Below are 18588 nucleotides of genomic sequence, written 5' to 3' on the forward strand. Positions count from 1 at the left end.
CAGACGGGTTATCCGACCTAGAACGGTGCCGGATCGTTGACGGCGTCGTAGCCCTGTTCCTCGACGGGTTTGAAGATCGGCCCGACTGGTGCGGGTGCGACCGTGACCCACTCGCCGCGCGGTGTTCTCCACCCGACCTTGCCGCCGCCGAGTTGTTCGCACTCCCACGGACGTTGATGTTTCAGCGTGTGGTGTTTTGGACAGAGGTGTCCCAGGTTGTCGACGTCGGTTTTGCCGCCCGCGGCCCACGGTTTCGTGTGATCAAGTTCGCTTTGATGCGCGGGTCTGCGGCAGCCCGGGAACAAACACACTTGATCCCTCGCCTGCAAGAACTGTCGCATCGATGGCGTCGGAGTACGCGAATCAACGGTCAATACGTGCCCGGTGATCGGGTCAGTGAGGATGCGTTGGAAGCACTTCGCCTTCGATGCCATTTCGTGGGCCTCGGTCATGCTGACCGGCGTCATCCCGTTGATCGTCGCGACATCGCGCGGTGCGTCCGGGTTCAGGAGATTCATGATCGGGATGACGATGCTCACCGTCGCGTTAACGCGCGGCCGGCCCTTGGCGTCGTATTCGCGCACGCTTTGCGGCGTCGAGGTCAGGAACGTCTCCACGAACAGGTCAGCCATGAGCTGGCGGACGGTGCGGGGATCCTCGATGAACTCGGCGTCTGCAGCGGAGAGTGCTTCCCCACGTGCCTGTGCGTCGCGGACGCGGCGACGGTGCTCGTCAGCCTCGTTCACGTGCTCCTCACGCAAAGCTTTCGCTTGCTGGTACATGAGGTCATACATCGCGTGGGCTTGCAGGGTCGGAACGTCGGCAGTGATGCGCGACATGCCAAAGTCGCGGTCTTCGATCGTGACGTGGCGGGCCTGGTATTCGTGCTCGAACGCCGCCTCGAACTCCTCAGCACCCAGTTGGGCGGCGAGCTTGCGTGCGAATGCGTCGGTTGCGGCGACGGTCTCGCCCTTCGCGAGCTCGAGCACCTTGTTCGCGTATTCATCGCGGCGCGCGTCAGGCACGATGCCCGCATGCCGCAGCAACGCGCGAGCATGCCGCATCGTCACCGCAGCCTCGCGCAGTGGGTCGAGCCACACAACAAAGTCAGTACCCAACCGGTGCGCGTCGTATGCGCGGTTCAGGAGGGCGGTGTCGGACTCGTTGGTGTGAATCCCGAACTCCGCCACGATCGACCGCAGGTTCAACCGCAGCAGGTCGTCGGGACTCGCGACCGAGGAACGTTCCTGCAGTTGCGCGTACGTGCGGTGCTCGGCGACTGCGTACGCCTGCGCGAGCCCCATCATCTTCATGTACGCGCCGACTTGCTCAAGTTTCGCCCCGTTGAGGACCATGCCCTCAATCGCCGCGAGCGCGTCATTGAGCCCGTCAGTCTCAGGTGGAGGGGTGGTGCCGTCTGGCCGGTGCTTCGGGGCGCGACGAATCGGCTCATCAGCGTCAGAGCCGGGTGGGGGAGTCGTTGCGGTCATCGGGCGTCACCTCCTCGAAGGCGCGTCAATGGGGGAACCGCTGTAGCAAGTATATACGCATCAAGGCAAAATGTGAAGGGAACATCTGTTCTAAACTTGCTGGCTTGGATGTTCGAGGTTTCGAGCATCCGCGGTCGGGTTTCTGAGACAAGTTCACTCTCGCACGAGCCACCGACATCAACTGGCCGCATGAGTGACTCGGTTAGTGACGGTTGGTGCCCGGGCTACTTCGTCGGCGTAGATCTAGCTCGCGTTGCTCAAGGAAGTACTGATTGCGATCTTGCCGTGGACGTGGCGGCTGCGCTGGTGTGAGATCGCGAGATGGAACTGGTCGAGGGTGTAGGTCGCGGCGATGGGGATGCGCAAGGACTTGGTGGAGATCAGCTCCAAGAGCCGGTCGAGCGCATCGGGCGACGCGTCGGAACCATTGACCCGAACAACACCGGCGGGCGGTTGGTCCGCCTCGATGGTGACCACGCGGTGTGGCGGGACGCCCGAGCGGATCGCAGCCTGAGCGGTGTCCGTTCCATGCAGGTCCGCAGTCGCAGCGATAGGTATGTTGCTCGCGGCAATGTCGGCGGCCAGCTCGTCGCCGTATCTCATGGGCCGCGCGCCGAGCGACCGAATGTAGTCGGTCGAAGCGAGTGACCCGGTTCCAATGACGTTGGCGCCGTGCCGAACGAGTAGCTGCGTGAGGATCGAACCAACGCCTCCGCCCGCCGCGCCGACGAGGACGGTCTCGCCGGGCTGCACAGACAGAGCGTCAGCGACGGCAGACGCCGTCCGTCCCGCGATGTCCAGCACTCCAGCCTCGAGGTCGGAGACCGTCGGTGGCGTGCGGCGCAGACTCGGATGATTTTCATCGAGGACGATCGAGGTCGCGACGGCACGGCCGCGGGCCCCGCCGAAGACACGGTCGCCGACGCTCCAGCGGCGCACGTAGGGGCCGGTCTCGACCACGATCCCGGCGAAGTCGTTGCCGAATCCCATCGGAAGCTCGAGCCCGAACACGGTGGCGAGGGCGCGAGATTCGACGATCTGCCAGTCCACGGGGTTGAGGCCCGCGACGGTGACACCGATGCGCACCTCCGTTGCCAGTAGCGGTCGCGTCTCGATGCGCGCGAGTCTCAGGTGATTGGTGTCACCGAACTGATCCAGAACAAGCGCAGAACCCATGACTTGCCCAACGATGTTTCGCGCGTGCCTATTCCGCTGGTGCACGAACCACTGACGCGCCGGCCGCACCGTCAAACAGCGTCAAGCGCGCCCCGCCCGCGCATCCACCGGCCTAGGCTTGATTTCATGACTGAGGAACACCCGCTTACTTCCGATCCGACCGTCAGCCTCACGCGCGAGCTCATCCGCATCGACACGCAGAACTGGGGCAATGGCAAGAGCTCGGGGGAGCGGGAGGCCGCGGGGTTCCTCGCCGAGCGCCTCCGCGCGCTGAACACCGAGCCGGTGCTGTTCGAGTCCGAGCCGAATCGCACGAGCGTCGTGGCGCGCATCCCAGGCCGTAACCCCGACAAGCCCGCACTCGTCGTGCACGGCCACACCGACGTCGTGCCGGCCGACGCCTCCAACTGGAGCGTCGACCCGTTCGCCGCCGAGGTGCGCGACGGCTGCATCTGGGGCCGCGGCGCCGTCGACATGAAGAACATGGACGCCATGATCGTCACGGCCCTCGACAACATCATCGCCTCGGGCGAGCTGCCGGAGCGCGAACTGATCGTCGCGTTCTTTGCCGACGAGGAAGACGGCGGCAAGCTCGGCGCCCACTGGGCGGTCGACAACAAGCCCGAGCTCTTCGCGGGAGCGACCGAGGCGATCAGCGAGGTCGGCGGCTATTCGATCAACATCGACGGCCAGCGGGCCTACCTACTACAGACCGGCGAGAAGGCCATGATCTGGCTGCGCCTGCGTGCGCGCCGCCCCTCCGGCCACGGTTCGAAAGTCGTGCCGACGAGCGATAACTCGATCTCCGAGCTCGCCCGCGCCATCGTGCGCCTCACCGAACACGAGTGGCCGGTGCAGCTCAACGAGACCTCCTCCGAGATGATCGCCGCGCTGTGCGAGGCCACCGGCGCGGATGCGGAGCAGGTTTCACCGGACGAGCTCGCCCTCCGTGGCGGCTTCGCGGCGGCCTGGTTGCGCGCCTCCCTGCGCACGACTGCGAACCCGACCATGCTCGATGGCGGCTACAAGCACAACGTGATCCCCGAGACCGCGTCGGTCGCGATCGACGTGCGTCCGCTGCCGGGCGAAGAGGATGCGGTGCTCGAGCAGATTCGCGAGATTGTCGGCGAGGGCATCGAGGTCGAGATCGACTGGCAGGCAATCGGCGCCCAGGCACCCTCAACGGGCCCGCTCGTCGACGCGAGTCTCGCATCCCTGCGCGAGTACGACCCCGAGGCCAAGATCATCCCGTACCTGCTGCCCGCCGGCACCGACAACAAGTCGCTCGCCCGACTCGGCATCAACGGCTACGGCTTCGCACCGCTGCAGCTCCCGGCCGAACTCAACTTCCCGGCGATGTTCCACGGCGTTGACGAGCGAGTGCCGCTCGAATCACTCGTCTTCGGTCGCCAGGTGCTCGAGCACTTCTTGCGCACCTACTAGCCACCGCGCGTCTCCCACGGCTTCTCGGGAAGCCTGGGCGTAATATCAACGGCTGGCATTAGGCGAGCGAAAGGAACAACGCACATGGGCTGGTTGGAGGCGATCGTTCTCGCCATCGTGCAGGGGCTCACCGAGTTCCTGCCGATCTCCTCAAGCGCGCACATCCGCGTCGCGGGCCTCGCGATGGGCATGGACGACCCGGGTGCGACCTTCACCGCCATCATCCAGATCGGCACCGAGCTCGCCGTCGTCGTCTATTTCTGGCGCGACATCGTGCGCATCATCACGAAGTGGGTGCAATCACTCACCGGCAAGGTGCCGCGCAACGACCCCGACGCGCGCATGGGCTGGCTCATCATCATCGGTTCGGTGCCGATTGTCCTACTCGGTGTGCTGCTGCAGGACCTCATCCGCACGCAGTTCCGTTCGCTCTGGATCATCGCGATCTCGCTCATCGTCTTCGGCATCATTCTCGGTCTCGCCGACGTGCTCTCGCGGCGTGCGAAGACTCTTGAGCACCTCAACTGGAAAGACGGCCTGCTCTACGGTCTTGCCCAGGCGCTCGCGCTGATTCCCGGCGTCTCGCGCTCGGGCGGCACCATTACCGCGGGTCGCCTCATGGGCTACGACCGTCCCTCGGCCGCACGCTACGCATTCCTGCTCGCGATCCCGGCCGTGCTCGGCTCGGGTGGGTATGAGCTACTTGGCGCGCTCACTGAAGACCAAACCACCGGCACACCGCTCAACTGGGGTGCCACGCTGCTCGCCACCGTCATCTCGTTCCTCGTCGGCTGGGTAGTCATTAAGTTCCTGATGAAGTGGGTCGAGACCCGCAGCTTCATGCCGTTCGTGATCTACCGCATCGCGCTCGGCACGCTGCTGATCATCCTGCTCATTACGGGCGTCGTCGACCCGCTCGCCGGGAGCGCTTAACGCGCCGCGCCCCGGTAGACTGTCGGGGTGAAGCGAATCGAGTCTTGGCCGCGTCCTGCAGTTCCACAGCTGGAAGGCGAAGCGGCCCCGGTTCGGCTGTTCGACACGGCCGCTGACGCCGTGCTCCCGCTCGAGGCGGATGCGGATGGCCGAGTGCGCCTCTACGTCTGCGGCATCACGCCCTACGACGCGACGCACCTCGGCCACGCGGCGACGTATCTCGCGTTCGACACGCTCATCCGGGCGCTCTCGCAGGCCGGCGTCGAGGTCGAGTACGCGCAGAACGTCACCGATGTCGACGATCCGCTGCTCGAGCGGGCGGCGAAGACCGGCGTCGATTGGGAAGACCTGGCCGAGTCGCAAACCGACCTCTTCCGGGGCGACATGGCTGCGCTGCGCGTGATTCCGCCGAACGCGTACGTGCGAGTCAAGGACATCGTCGACGAGATTGCGGAGGCGGTCGACCGCCTCGTCGCAGACGGCTTCGGGTACGCCGTGCCCACCAACGACGCCGACGGTGACGACATCTACTTCGACGTCGCCGCAGTGCAGGCCACCGGTCGGTACGGCCTCGGCGAGATGAGCCACTTCTCACCCGACAAACTCGCGAGCGCATTCGTTGAGTTCGGCGGCGACCCCGATCGCCCCGGCAAGCGTTCGCCGTTCGACCCGCTGCTTTGGCGCGCCCACCGCGAGGGCGAGCCGAGCTGGGATGCTGGTGTCGGCGCCGGTCGCCCGGGTTGGCACGTCGAGTGCGCCGTGATCGCCACCAGCGAGCTCGGTCCCCAGGTGACAGTGCAGGCGGGCGGCCGCGACCTACGTTTCCCGCACCACGAAATGACCTGCGCCCACGCCACGGCGCTGACGGGCGAGCCGTTCGCCCGCCACTTCGCCCACGCCGGCCTCGTCGGGTATGAGGGCACCAAGATGTCGAAGTCGCTCGGCAACCTCGTGCTCGTCTCGAAGCTCACGCAGGCCGGTCGCGACGCGGCCGCGGTGCGGCTCACCGTGCTCGGGCACCACCGCCGCAGCGACTGGGAGTGGTTCGAGGGCGAACTCTGCGAGAACGAGGCGCGCCTCGAGCGCTGGCGTGAGGCCGCCGGCCGCGCGACCTCGGGTGGTGCCGAAACCGTATCGGAAATGCGTGCGCGTATCGCCGATGACCTCGACACCGCCGGTGCGATCGCCGCGGTTGACGCCTGGGCCGCCGAGGCGACACCTGGCATGGAGGTCGTCGCTGCGGTCGATGCGCTGCTGGGCATCGACCTACTCGCAAGCTAGGTAGTTCCAGGCGCGCTGCGCCAACCGCCGCGGCCTACTTCGAGCCGTCGCCCTCGTCGTCCGAGCCCTCGGCACCGGATTCGTCGGTTCCGCCGTTCTTCGAGTCGCCGGGCTCAACGCGGGGCAGTGAGCCCGTGTCGCCGCGCGTCGCATGGCCACCGGCACGATTGGGATTGTTGCGACCATCGGCCAAAAAGCGCTCAAACTCGGCGGCGATGGCGTCGCCGGTCGCCTCCTCCGAGTCGACCACGTCGCGGGTCTGCTCGAGATACTCAACGTAACCACGCAGCTCGTCATCGGCCTCGACCGCCTCAGAGACGCGCTCCTCCCACGTGGTGGCTTCCTCGCGCAGGTGATCCGACTTGATGTCGACCTTGAGCAGCTTTGCAAGCTCGTTCACGAGCGAGAGCGTCGCCTTCGGGTTCGGCAGCTCGGGCGTCTGCGCGTAGTGAGGCACCGAGGCCCACATCGACACGATTTGGATGCCCGCGCCATGCGCCTCCTCGGCGATGGCCGAAAGGACTCCCGTGGGCCCCTCGTAAGACGACGCCTCGATGCCGAGCTCGTGCTGCGGGCCCTCGTCGTCGCTGCTCAGCGACACCTGGATGTCGCGGGTGTGTGGTGCGTCGGCGAGCAGTGCGCCAACGAGCACGATGCTCGAAATGTCGATGCGCTCGCTTGCAGCTACGACCTCGCTCGCGTAGCGGCGCCAGCGGAAGTTCGGTTCGACGCCAGTAAGCGTGTAGATACGCCCACCGCGCACCGGTCCGGCGAGGGTCGCGCCCGGCCAGCGGATCACCTTGCGGCCGTCGCCCGCGAACTCGACCCGAGGGCGCGCCACGCTGTAGTCGAAGAAATCCTCCGACTCGAAGCGCTCAACGAGCAGGTCGATGTTGAGCTGCTCTTGGAGTTCCTTCGCTGCCGAGCTTGCCGCCTCGCCGGCGTCGTTCCAGCCCTGCAGCGCAATCACTAGGGTGTTGCCCTCTGCAAAGGGGGTGTTCGAGTCGAAGTTCGGCAGGGGAAGCTGTGAGGTCACGCGGTTTCTCCGTAGGAAATTGGGTTCCGCCTAGCCTACGACGTTGCGATGACGGTCGCCGGTAGGATGTTCTCCTATGAGCGAGCGCGCACCCGTAGCCGTCCTCTGGGACATGGATGGCACGCTTGCCGACACCGAGCCGCACTGGATTCGGGCGCAGTCGGCGCTGTTGTCCCGTCGCGGCTTGCCGACCCTGACCCGGCAGCAGGAGATCGACCTGGTCGGCGCATCCTCCGAGCAGGTCGTAACCCTGTTCCAGTCGCTCGGCGTGACCGACGAGTTCGAAGAGATCGTCGACGAGGTCTTTGCCGACGTCTGCGACAGCGTCACCGACGATATCCAGTGGCGACCCGGCGCCGTCGAACTCCTCGCCGACCTCAATCACCACGGGGTACCGACGGCTCTCGTCACCAACTCAAATCGGGCGCTGGCGGATGCGGTCCTCCGGCATCTACCCGGCTGCCAGTTCACGCTGACGGTCACGAGCTCGGACGTGCGCCCGGGCAAGCCCGAACCCGACCCCTTTATTTATGCGGCGGGGGAGTTGGGTGTGGCGGTGACCGACTGCATCGTTATCGAAGACTCGATGAACGGCATCCGGGGCGCGCTCGCCGCCGATTGCGTCACCATCGCGGTGCCTCACGGCGTCGACATCCCACCGAGCCCCGACTACATCCGGCGCGACAGCCTCGTCGGCCTTGACTGGCCGCAGGTTCGCGCTCTCTACTCAACCTTCCGAACACGAGGAGTCCCCACCGAATGATTCAGTCGCCACCGTCCGGCCCCTTCCGCGCCGGCGAACGCGTGCAGCTGACCGACCCGAAGGGTCGACTTACGACCACTTGGCTCACTGAGGGCGGACAGGTCCATTCGCAGTACGGCACGATCGACCACGCCGCGATCATCGGCATTCCCGACGGTTCGGTTGTTACGTCGACCGGCGGCATGGAGTACCTCGCGCTGCGCCCACTGCTCACCGACGTGATCATGTCGATGCCCCGCGGCGCCGCGATCATCTACCCGAAGGACTCCGCGATGATCCTCGCGAAGGCCGACATCCGCCCCGGCGCCCGCGTGGTCGAGGCCGGCGTCGGCTCGGGTGCGCTCTCGCTTTGGCTCCTGCGGATGCTTGCGGGGCAGGGCGAGCTCGTGAGTTTCGAGCGCCGGGAGGAGTTCGCGGAGGTTGCTCGAGGCAACGTCGCGAGCGTGTATGGGGGTGAGCCCGACAACTGGCGCATCGCGATCGGCGACCTGCAGGATGCGCTGCCGCGCGAGTTTGAACCCGGCACAGTCGACCGGGTGATTCTCGACATGCTCGCGCCCTGGGAATGCCTGCCGGCGGTCGCGGAGGCGATGATTCCCGGCGGCGTGCTGGTGTGTTACGTGGCCACTGCGACACAGCTATCGCGCGTCGCCGAGGCGATTCGCGACTACGGCGGCTTCACGGAGCCCGAAGCCGACGAGACGATGGTGCGCGGCTGGCATGTCGAGGGCCTGTCCGTGCGGCCAGACCACCGCATGGTGGCGCACACCGGCTTCCTGCTCACCGCGCGCCGCCTTGCCCCGGGCACGACGCTGCCCGAGAAGCGCAAGACCTCGAAGGTGGCGGGCACTGACGCCGATCGCGAGGCGTGGACACCGAGCGACCCTGAGGCGTGGACCGAAGCCACGGTCGGCGAGCGAACCGTGAGCGACAAGGTCCTCCGCAAGCGCGGCCGCGACGCCCAACGTGGCGCCGAGCACGCGACGCGCGAATCGCACGAGATAATGGACCCAACCGCCACGGAAGGACAGGACTCCCTGTGATTGCTCGCCGCCGCCACACCCGCGCTTTGCTCGCGGGCACCACGATCTTCGCCGGCACCGTGCTCGCCGGCTGCGCCCAGATTCCAGCCAGCGAGAACGTGAGTTCGTGCGCGCCCGCCGACTCCGTGCAGACGCAGCGCGAGGGCGGTGGCAGCGGCCCCGTCATTAACGGTGACGGCGTCGCCGAGTTCACCTTCGCGATCTCGAGTTCCGATGGCACCGAGATCTACCCCGAGACATCGCTGCAGCAGGATGCTCAGGGCAACCCTGCGCCGGTTAACGTCGGCATCCTCGACGACTACGGCATGGTCGGCGTCAAGGATGCGCTCCAGTGTGCGCAGGGCGGTGAAACGATCACCGCGACGATGCAGATGAAGCAGATCTTCTCGCCTGATCAGTTTCAGCTGACCGAGGCGCAGCTGCAGCAGGAGGCGACGGTCACCCTGAAGGTGAACCGCGTCTACCACTCGGCCGCGACCGGCAGCATCGCGCCCCAGCACAACGGCATCCCGGCCGTCGTCACCGCGCCCGATGGCACGCCCGGCGTAACCATGCCGAGCGAGGTCGCGCCGACCGAGCTGCGCAGCGCGACGACGATCCAGGGCAGCGGGCCGAAGCTCGCCGCGGGCGACACGGTCACCATGAATTTCTCAGCGTTCGAGTGGACGTCGGGTTCGACGATCAGCACGACCTGGGGCGGTCAGGGCCCCGTTCAGACCACCGTCGGGGACACCGATGACGGCATGTTCGGCGCGACCGCCGAACTGCAGGGCATTGAGGTCGGCTCGCAGCGCGTGGTCGTGCTGCCGGCATCGACGGTCGCGGCCTACACCGCCGACGGTCAGGTGCCCGTCGGCAGCGGCGACGCGATCGTCGTGGTCATGGACGTGCTCGGCAGCACACCGGCAGCGCAGTAATGCGCCGGCCAATCCGCAGCGCCCTGTCGCTCACCATCGTCGTGGCGCTCTGCCTCACCGGCTGCGCGGGGGCGTCCGACCCGGCGCCGAGCGAGTCGGCTTCGAGTGACGCCGCGGCTCAGGTGACGGTCGTCGACGGCGGCGACCGTCTCGACGGCGTCGAGGTCTCGGGTGAGACTGGGCGGGAACCGGTCGTCAAGATCACCGCACCGGCCGAGCTGACCGGCGAAGAAACAGACATTCAGCGAACCGTTGTGGCCGAGGGTGACGGCGAACCGCTCACGGCCGACGACACGGTCGTGGTCGTGGTCGGGAGCTACTACGCCGAGGACGGCGATGCCCTGAGTGCCTACGGCTCGCTCGGCCCCGCGACCCAGCTTTCGAACACCGAGCTGCCGGCATTTGTCGAGCCGCTCTTCGTCGGCGTCAATGCGGGTTCGCGCGTCGTCGCATCAGTGCCGATCAGCCTGGTTGCGGGCGAGGGCAACGCCGGCGACCCCGTGCTCATGGTCGCCGACGTCGTCAAGGTGACGCCCGGCGCATCCGCCACCGGCACGCCAACCGGCGAGACCTTCGAGTACGCCGAGGTCTCCGACGGCGAGGGCGAACCCGATGTCACGATCAGCACCGACGCGGCTGAGCCGAGCGAGCAGCAGACCGCCGTCATCTTGCGCGGCGACGGCGAAACCGTCGCCGACGGCGATACGGTGATCGTGCAGTACACGGGCTACCTGCTCAGCGACGGCTCAGTGTTCGACACGAGCTGGGAGACCGGCTTGCCGCCAGCATTCCCGACCTCGATGGTCGTGGCGGGCTTCCGCGACGCACTCGTCGGCCAGCAGGTGGGCTCGCGCGTCGTCACGGTGTTCCCGTCTGACCTGGGTTACGGTGACGAGACATACGGTCCGATTCCTGGTGGCAGCACGCTCGTGTTCGTCGCCGACATCATTGCCCTGGTGTAAATATGGTAGCTCCGCTGAAACCCCAGCACGCTCGACAGAGCCAACTCCTACTTGCGCTCTTGAGCAGCGCGCATCCGCTGACCAGCGACGAGCTGTTCGGCAAGGTACCCGAGTATCGCGTGCAGCTCGAGCGCAACGGTGGTGAGCGCAACGACGCACTCGAGAAGAAATTCGAGCGAGATCGTGCCGAGCTCCAAGCGAGCGGTTTTCGGGTCGAGACCGTGCCCGACCCCGAGAACCCGGGCGACCGTGCGCAGTGGCGCTACCAGCTCGAGAGCAGCACCGCGTCGGTCGGGGTCGTGCGTCTTGACGCGCAGGAAACGCTGCTCATCGACTCCGCCACGCAGGTCTGGCTCGATCGTAGCCTCGACGAGGATGCGCGCCGCGGTTACCTGAAGCTGCTGCCGAGCGGCGCGAGCGGCGGCGAAGCGGCCGCGTCGCAGCCCACGGCGAAGGTGTCGACGCATCCGGTGTTCGCGCAGCTGCGCTCGGCGATCGCAAACGCGAAGCGCATCGGCTTCGACTATGTGAACCAGGACAGCCGCGACCCTTGGCCACGAACGGTGGATCCGCTGCGGCTTATCGTAAAGTCGGGTCGATGGTTGCTGCACGCCTGGGACGTCGAGCGTGACGCGCACCGCACCTATCTCGTGAACCGCATCGTTTCTGAGATTCGTATCGCGGGCGCTGCCGACGCTTCCCATACGGCCGAGCCAGGCCTTGAGGCAAAGCTCGATGCGCTTGCCGCTGAGCGCCCCGTGCGGGTGCGGGCGCGTGCGGGCACCGAGGCCGAGGCGAGGATGCGCGGCCGCGGCACCGAGCTTTGCCGCACGGACGAGTGGGTCACGTTCGACGTCTTCGACTGGGACCTCGGCGTGCTGAGCGATGAGTTTGCCGGGCTCGCCCACCTTCTGGTGGTGGAGTCGCCGAAGACTATTCGTGAGGGCGTGCGGGACCGCCTGCGGCGTGCCCTTGAACTGCACGAGGGGCAATCCGTATGACCGCCGCAGCCAACGCGAACGATGTGCTGCTCGTCTCGTCACTCGTCGACCTGCTGCGCGAGCATCCTTACGGCTTTGACCTGGGCGAGCTCGCCGCGACCTTCCGGCAAACGCCGACCCGCATGCGCGCACTGATCGACTACGTCTGGTCGCTCGAACTGTATGACAGTGATGGCCAAGTCGATCCGTCGCGAATGTTCGACTTCGACGCGGACGGGCTGGAGGCGGAGGAGCCGTGGGTCAAGCTGACGAGCGTACCCGTGGACGGCGCGCCTCGGAGCTTCAACGCCGACGAGCTCACCCTCGTGCTTACGGGACTCGACGTGCTGCGGGAGACCGCGACAATAAGCGACGCCACTCGCATCAATGAGCTCCAGGCGAAGCTTCGCGGCGCCACGACGACGGAGGCCCCGTCGAACCGCGATCCGCAGCTCGAGCTCATCCGCCAAGCAATCGATTCGGGACGCCAGCTGCGCATGCGCTACATCGGCGAGTCATCGTCGGCACCCGAAGAGCGGATCGTTGACCCGCTGCGACTCGAGTCTCGCAGCGGGCTCATCTACCTCAACACGTACTGCCACTTACGGCAGGCGCTTCGGTGGTTCCGGAGCGACCGCATCTTCGACATTGAGCTGCTCGACACCCCTGCCGAACCCCACAGTGAGGCGGAGCGCGACCGCGCCCTCGAGGTCACGGGAAAATCGCTGCTGACCGTCAGCGTCGCGATTCGCGCCGGCGCGGTCGCGGCGATCAGACCGTATTTCGGCACCGCGAAGGTGCCTGAAATCGGCCCCGATGGTTGGATTCGCGCGGATCTCCGCCTGCGCGGGCCCGAAGTTGCGGCGCGGCTCGCCGCCGAGCACGCGGGCGGTTTTGTCGTCACGGGGCCAAGCGATGTCCGTAAACTCGTCGCCGACTGGCTTCGTGGTGCGCTGATTGCCGCGGGCGATCAGGGTGACAACGTAAGCTAGCTGACTATGCCGTGGTGGTCGTGGGTAGTGATTTGGGTGGGGCTCGTCGCCCTACTCATTGCCGTGCTTGCCGTCGGCGCGATTTGGCTCTTCCGGAAGGCGCGTGCCGCCTTGCACGAGCTCGATCGCCTCGAGCTCGTGCAGCAGGAGGCGGCCCGCCTTGCGGAGGAAGCCGTCGAACTGCGCGAACGAGAGGCGGTCGCCGCGCGACAACCGATCGCATTTGGCCGGCACAGCGACGAAGTTCGCGACCACCACGAACAGCAACGGGAACTGCGCCGAGCGCGTGCGCTCGAGCGGCGGGAGGCGCGCGTTGCACGCGGCCGCGCACTGACCCATGCCGACCCCCTGCAGTACGCCCACCTGATTCACCACCCCAAGAAGGGATAGCCCCTATGCCGAACCTCTCCGGATGGCACCTGGTCATCATCCTCGTCATCATCCTGCTGCTCTTCGGCGCGCCCCGCCTGCCGAAACTTGCCCGCAGCCTGGGCGAGTCGATGCGAATCTTCCGTGGTGAAGTACGCACGATGAACGACGAAGACAAAGACTCGAAGACGAAGAGCGCCGACACGCCGGCTGTCGAACCACAGCCCGGCACGGTCGACAACACGAGCCAGGCGCCGCGCACCGACGACACCGACACCACGGGCGCTTCGCCGAGATAGCCCATGACCGCTCCGCAACAACAAAAGCGGAAGCGGGAGAAGTACTCGCGGAAGGTGAATCCGCAGGGCCGTATGCGCCTTGCGGACCACCTGATTGAGTTTCGAAATCGCTTCCTCATCTGTGCCGTCGCCATCATCGTGGCGATGGTGGGCGGTTTCCTACTCACCGACGCCGCCTTCGAGGTGCTGCGCCAGCCGATCGACGCTCTGAATGAGTCGCGCGGCGGGGGAGTGTCGATCAACTTCGGCAACGTCACGACCGCGTTCGACCTGCGCCTGCAGATGGCGCTGACCCTCGGCGTCGTCATCGCCTCGCCCGTGTGGCTCTACGAAGCCTGGATGTTCCTCATGCCGGGGCTGCGCAAGGGCGAGCGGAAGTACGTGCTGGGCTTCCTCGGCGCCGCGATCCCGTTGTTCCTCGCAGGCGTCGTACTCGGCATCATCATCATGCCCCGCATCATCGAGGTCATGGCGACGTTCGCGCCGACCGAGGACACGATCTGGTACGACGCGAAGACCTACTACTCGTTCGTGCTCACGCTCTGCCTCGCCGTGGGCATCGCGTTCGTCGTGCCGGTGTTGCTCGTCATGCTCAACTTCGCCGGGGTGCTGGAGGGTCGCGCCATCCTCAAAGCGTGGCGCGTTGCCGTCCTCATCTGTGCCCTGTTCGGTGCCATCGCGACACCGGCGGCCGACGTGCTCTCGATGCTGTTGCTCATGGTGCCGATGGTGGTGCTCTACTTCCTCGCGGTCGGAATTTCGCTCCTGAACGATCGTCGGCGTCGTAAGCGCGATGCTGCGGAAGCGGCGGCTACGCTGGACGCATGACCGATTCGAGCCCTGCCGAGCGGTACGCCCGCGCAACTGCGCGAGCCGCGCATCCGAATCTCGAGCTTTTTCGTGACCTGCAGCGGTTCGGCCTCGACGCCTTCCAGCTCTCGGCGTGCGAGGCCCTCGACCGGGGCAGCTCGGTGCTCGTGGCTGCCCCGACGGGCGCGGGAAAGACCGTCGTCGCCGAGTTCGCGGTGTTTCTCGCGATGCGCGACCCGAACGCAAAGATCTTCTACACGACGCCGATCAAGGCGCTGTCGAACCAAAAGTTCCAGGAGCTCGTGGCCGACTACGGCGCGAGCGAAGTGGGGCTGCTGACGGGCGACGTCAACATCAACTCGCGCGCCCGCATCGTGGTGATGACCACCGAGGTGCTGCGCAACATGATCTACGCGGGCAGCGAGCTGCTCGATGACCTGGCGTTTGTCGTGATGGATGAGGTGCACTACCTCGCCGACCGCTTCCGCGGCGCGGTGTGGGAAGAGGTGATCATTCACCTGCCGAGTGAGGTGCGCATGATCTCGCTGTCGGCGACGGTTTCGAACGCCGAGGAGTTCGGTGACTGGTTGCAGGCCGTGCGCGGCGACACCGAGGTCATCGTCTCGGAGGTTCGACCGACGCCGCTCTACCAACACGTACTCGTGGGCTCGCGGATGTTCGACCTTTTCCGCACGAAGAACGACCGCATCACTGACCAGGTCAATCCTGAGCTCGTGCGCGTGACGAAGGGGGAGCGGCAGGGGCGAGGCAAGGGTGGCCGTGGGCCGCGCAACATGCGCGTCGATCGAGGCGCCGTCGTCAACATGCTCGACGATGCCGCGCTGCTGCCGGCGATCTTCTTCATTTTCTCGAGGGCCGGCTGCGATGACGCGGTCAACCAAGTCACGGGTTGGGGTATCAACCTCAACACGCGCGCGGAGCGCGAGGAGATTCGCGAGATTGTCGAGGAGCGCACGCGGAACATGCTCGACGAGGATCTCGCCGTGCTCGGTTTCTGGAAGTGGCGCGACGGGCTCGAACGCGGCGTGGCCGCCCACCACGCCGGGCTGCTCCCGGCGTGGAAGGAAATCGTCGAGGAGCTGTTCCAGCGCCGCCTGCTGAAGGTGGTCTTCGCGACCGAGACGCTCGCTCTCGGCATCAACATGCCGGCGCGCACCGTCGTGCTCGAACGGCTCGAAAAGTTCAACGGAGTCTCGCGGGTGCCGATCACGCCGGGCGAGTACACGCAGCTCACCGGCCGGGCCGGTCGCCGCGGTATCGACCACGAGGGCCACGCCGTTGTGCTCTGGCGCGATGGCGTGCAGCCCGAGGCGATCGCGGCCCTCGCATCCCGCCGTTCGTATCCGCTCAACTCGTCTTTCCGCCCGACGTACAACATGACTGTCAACTTGCTCGACCGCTTCGGGCGTGACCGCACGCGGCAGCTGCTCGAGACCTCGTTTGCGCAGTTCCAGGCCGACCGCTCGGTGGTCGATATCGCGCGCACCGTGCGGCAGCAGCGCGAAGCACTCGAGGGCTACCTCGAGGCGATGCGCTGCGACAAGGGCGATTTCCTCGAGTACTCCGCGCTGCGCCGGCAGCTCAGCGACGTCGAGAAGCAGAAGATTCACGCACACGACCCCGGCAGCCATGGCGCGCGAGAGGAGCGACGCAAGCGTCTGGATGCGCTGCGCAAGGAACTCCAGCACCACCCCTGCCACGACTGCCGCGAGCGCGAGGATCACGCCCGTTGGGCCGAACGCTACTGGCGACTCGAGCGCGAGACCGACCGCCTCGTGCGCGATATCGAGCACCGCACCGGCGCTGTTGCCCGGACCTTTGATCGCCTGACCGAGCTGCTGCTGCAGCGCGGCTATCTCCGCGCGGGCGAGGGCGACCAGCTCGAGGTGACCGGCACCGGGCGTATGCTGCAGCGCATCTACGGCGAGCGCGACCTGCTCACCGCCGAGTGCCTGCGCCGCGAGGTTTGGCTCGGCCTCGACCCGGCCCAGCTCGCCGCGATTGCGAGCTGCTTGACCTACGAGCCGCGACGAGAAGAAGAGAACCCGCAGATGGGGCACATGCCGAAGGGCGAGTTTCGCCCCGCGCTCGAGCGGATGCAGGAGCTCTGGGTCGAGCTCGACGAACTCGAGCAGCTGCACCGCGTGCCGCGCACTTCGGAACTTGCGACGGGCCTTGCGCCGGCGATGTACCGCTGGGCGAGTGGCGTGCCGCTCGACCGCGTCCTCGAGCGCACCGACCTCGCCGCTGGTGACTTCGTGCGGCAGGTGCGCCAGGTGCTCGACGTGCTCGACCAGGTCGGCAAGGCCGCGGGAGGACGAATCGCGAGCAACGCCGACCAGGCCCGCCAGCTTATCCACCGCGGTATCGTCGCCTATTCGGGCAACGAGTCATGAGGCCCGCAGCTCCCCAGCCGCTCCCGTTCATCGCCGCGCTCGCCGCCATGTTCGCGGGCGCATTTGCGTTGACGCTCTCGTTCCCAGAGCGAGCCTGGTGGTGGGCGGCGCCGATCGGCGTCGCGCTGAACCTGCTCGCGATCCGTGGGCAGCGGCCGGGCATCGCGGCGTACCTGGGTTTCCTCGGCGGCCTCGCGTTCTACCTCATGCACGTCTCGTGGACCTCGCTGTTCCTCGGGCCCGTGCCGTGGGCCGCGCTTTCGGCCCTCATGGCGTTGTGGTGGATGCTCGGGTCGATCGCGATCGCCGTCGCGTACCGGCGTCTTCCGCTGCGTACCGGCCGCCCGCGCTCGCTTGGCGCGCTGCCAGTCGCGGTGGCGAGCCTGTGGACCCTGCGCGAGACGCTCGCGTCGAACGTGCCTTACGGCGGCTTCGCGTGGGGCAGAATTGCGCAGTCACAGTCGAATTCGCCGCTGCTCGAGCTGGTGTCTTGGGTCGGGTTCGCTGGCGTCGCGTTTGTCGTCGTGTGGTTTGTTGCGTTCACGATCGAGGTCGTGCTGCACCCTCGGGATGCGCAGGTCTCGCCGCGCCCGCGGGCCGGGTTCGTACTTCGCCGCGCGGCCCAGTTCACCGGCGTGGCCGCGGCGGGTGCCGCGCTACTCGTGTGGCCGCTCTGGCCCACGCAGCAGGGCGAGACCGTGCGCATCCTCGCGGTGCAAGGGGATACCCCCGGGGCGAGCTACTTCATCCCGTCAGACCCGGGCGAAATTCTTGAGTCGCACGCCCAGGTGACCCTCGATGCCCTCGAGAAGGCGGGGCAGGTCGACCTCGTGCTCTGGCCCGAGGGTTCGGTCGACGTGAGCCCGCTGCTGAACTCGTATTCGGCAGACTTGATCAGCTATGTCGAGCAGCGCGCGGGTGCCCCCGTGCTCATGAACACCGTGACGATGACGGGCGACTGGGACGACCCCGACACCCAGTACTTCAACTCGCAAATCGTGTGGCACGACGGCGAGGCGGGGGAGCAGTACGACAAGGCGCACCCGATTCCGTTCGGCGAGTATGTGCCCGACCGCGAGGTCTTCGAGGCGCTCGCGCCCGACCTCATCGGCATGATTCAGCGTGAGTACACGCCCGGCATCCGGTCGAACGTGCTTGACATCGATGGCACGCGGTACGGCGTGTTCATCTGCTACGACATCGTCGACGATCATCTCGTGCGTGAGGCCGTCGCCGGCGACGCCGGGGTGCTGCTCGCGCCCACGAACAACGCCGACTTTGGCTACAGCGAGGAGTCCGCGCAGCAGCTCGCGACGGCGCGCCTGCGTGCGGTCGAGTCGGGTCGACCGCTCGTGCAGGCGTCGACGGTGGGCTGGAGCGCCGCATTCGCGGCGGATGGAACGCAAATCGCCGGGCTCGATTGGTACGAGCCCGGCGCATTTGTTGCCGAGGTGACGACGGGTGTGGGGGAGACCCCCGCGACCGTCTTCGGTGACGCGATCGATCTGCTGGCAGGTGGAGTCGGCCTTGCGATCGTGGTCGCGGCGCCGCGACGGCGAGACTAGCGCTTGCCCGCGGCGCCCGCGGTCGCTACTTCTTCTTCTTCGGCGCGGCCGGCTTCTTCTTCTTGGCTTCCTTCGCGGCGGCTTCCTTTTCGGCAGCCGTCTGTGCCTTCGC

The 18588-nt window shown here is 66.8% G+C and carries 17 protein-coding genes; 13 read left to right on the top strand and 4 right to left on the bottom strand.

All coding sequences use genetic code 11. The annotated features are described in order from the left end of the window. Positions 1 to 17 precede the first annotated feature (17 nt). Positions 18 to 1490 (bottom strand): HNH endonuclease signature motif containing protein, encoded by a 1473-nt coding sequence (locus tag EJL01_RS01415; protein WP_125105943.1) that lies wholly within the window; start codon positions 1488 to 1490, stop codon positions 18 to 20. Between the two features lie 243 nt (positions 1491 to 1733). Next, a complete protein-coding gene (locus tag EJL01_RS01420) occupies positions 1734 to 2735 on the bottom strand; it encodes an alcohol dehydrogenase catalytic domain-containing protein (RefSeq protein WP_241209172.1) in 1002 nt (333 codons plus the stop codon). Positions 2736 to 2792: 57 nt separating this feature from the next. Between EJL01_RS01420 and EJL01_RS01425 the strand changes: the two genes are divergently transcribed. The 3 genes from EJL01_RS01425 (at position 2793) to mshC (ending at position 6323) form a co-directional block, all read left to right on the top strand. Continuing rightward, on the top strand, positions 2793 to 4109 hold the full coding sequence (locus EJL01_RS01425; protein WP_125105945.1) for a M20/M25/M40 family metallo-hydrolase: 1317 nt from the start codon (positions 2793 to 2795) through the stop codon (positions 4107 to 4109). Between the two features lie 84 nt (positions 4110 to 4193). Next, entirely contained in the window at positions 4194 to 5042 is an 849-nt protein-coding gene (locus EJL01_RS01430; protein WP_125105946.1) for an undecaprenyl-diphosphate phosphatase, read from the top strand. A 36-nt stretch (positions 5043 to 5078) separates the two neighbouring features. After that, complete coding sequence (gene mshC, locus EJL01_RS01435; protein WP_125107350.1) at positions 5079 to 6323, top strand: cysteine--1-D-myo-inosityl 2-amino-2-deoxy-alpha-D-glucopyranoside ligase; 1245 nt, start codon at positions 5079 to 5081, stop codon at positions 6321 to 6323. Positions 6324 to 6357: 34 nt separating this feature from the next. Here mshC and EJL01_RS01440 read toward each other — a convergent pair whose 3' ends face one another. Next, a complete protein-coding gene (locus EJL01_RS01440; RefSeq protein ID WP_125105947.1) occupies positions 6358 to 7359 on the bottom strand; it encodes a proteasome assembly chaperone family protein in 1002 nt (333 codons plus the stop codon). A 76-nt stretch (positions 7360 to 7435) separates the two neighbouring features. Between EJL01_RS01440 and EJL01_RS01445 the strand changes: the two genes are divergently transcribed. The 6 genes from EJL01_RS01445 to EJL01_RS01470 are packed head-to-tail and all read left to right on the top strand — an operon-like array spanning position 7436 to position 13016. After that, positions 7436 to 8122, top strand: coding sequence for an HAD family hydrolase (locus EJL01_RS01445; RefSeq protein ID WP_125105948.1), 687 nt, complete (start codon positions 7436 to 7438; stop codon positions 8120 to 8122). Then, on the top strand, positions 8119 to 9165 hold the full coding sequence (locus EJL01_RS01450) for a tRNA (adenine-N1)-methyltransferase (RefSeq protein WP_125105949.1): 1047 nt from the start codon (positions 8119 to 8121) through the stop codon (positions 9163 to 9165). Before EJL01_RS01445 ends, EJL01_RS01450 begins: the two co-directional genes overlap by 4 nt. After that, positions 9162 to 10082: an FKBP-type peptidyl-prolyl cis-trans isomerase gene (locus EJL01_RS01455; RefSeq protein ID WP_125105950.1), complete on the top strand. Its 921-nt coding sequence runs from the start codon at positions 9162 to 9164 to the stop codon at positions 10080 to 10082. The genes EJL01_RS01450 and EJL01_RS01455 overlap by 4 nt, the downstream gene beginning before the upstream one ends. Continuing rightward, entirely contained in the window at positions 10082 to 11044 is a 963-nt protein-coding gene (locus EJL01_RS01460; protein WP_125105951.1) for an FKBP-type peptidyl-prolyl cis-trans isomerase, read from the top strand. The genes EJL01_RS01455 and EJL01_RS01460 overlap by 1 nt, the downstream gene beginning before the upstream one ends. Before the next feature lie 59 nt (positions 11045 to 11103). After that, positions 11104 to 12045: a helix-turn-helix transcriptional regulator gene (locus EJL01_RS01465; RefSeq protein WP_164509681.1), complete on the top strand. Its 942-nt coding sequence runs from the start codon at positions 11104 to 11106 to the stop codon at positions 12043 to 12045. Further along, positions 12042 to 13016, top strand: a complete 975-nt coding sequence (locus EJL01_RS01470; RefSeq protein ID WP_125105953.1) for a helix-turn-helix transcriptional regulator — start codon at positions 12042 to 12044, stop codon at positions 13014 to 13016. The genes EJL01_RS01465 and EJL01_RS01470 overlap by 4 nt, the downstream gene beginning before the upstream one ends. 51 nt (positions 13017 to 13067) lie before the next feature. Here the strand turns inward: EJL01_RS01470 and EJL01_RS01475 are convergent, their stop codons facing one another. After that, positions 13068 to 13355, bottom strand: a complete 288-nt coding sequence (locus tag EJL01_RS01475; protein WP_164509682.1) for a hypothetical protein — start codon at positions 13353 to 13355, stop codon at positions 13068 to 13070. Between the two features lie 56 nt (positions 13356 to 13411). Between EJL01_RS01475 and tatA the strand changes: the two genes are divergently transcribed. From tatA to lnt, 4 genes are all read left to right on the top strand, one after another. Then, on the top strand, positions 13412 to 13684 hold the full coding sequence (tatA, locus tag EJL01_RS01480) for a Sec-independent protein translocase subunit TatA (RefSeq protein ID WP_125105955.1): 273 nt from the start codon (positions 13412 to 13414) through the stop codon (positions 13682 to 13684). 72 nt (positions 13685 to 13756) lie between these two features. After that, complete coding sequence (tatC, locus tag EJL01_RS01485; protein WP_125105956.1) at positions 13757 to 14512, top strand: twin-arginine translocase subunit TatC; 756 nt, start codon at positions 13757 to 13759, stop codon at positions 14510 to 14512. Next, a complete protein-coding gene (locus EJL01_RS01490; RefSeq protein ID WP_125105957.1) occupies positions 14509 to 16911 on the top strand; it encodes a DEAD/DEAH box helicase in 2403 nt (800 codons plus the stop codon). Before tatC ends, EJL01_RS01490 begins: the two co-directional genes overlap by 4 nt. Then, positions 16908 to 18476 carry an apolipoprotein N-acyltransferase gene (lnt, locus tag EJL01_RS01495; RefSeq protein ID WP_125105958.1) on the top strand — a complete coding sequence of 523 codons (1569 nt, stop codon included), beginning with the start codon at positions 16908 to 16910 and terminating at the stop codon, positions 18474 to 18476. Before EJL01_RS01490 ends, lnt begins: the two co-directional genes overlap by 4 nt. Positions 18477 to 18588 lie beyond the last annotated feature (112 nt).

The sequence above is a fragment of the Gulosibacter massiliensis genome, from assembly GCF_900626105.1.
In the GTDB taxonomy this organism is placed as follows: domain Bacteria; phylum Actinomycetota; class Actinomycetes; order Actinomycetales; family Microbacteriaceae; genus Gulosibacter; species Gulosibacter sediminis.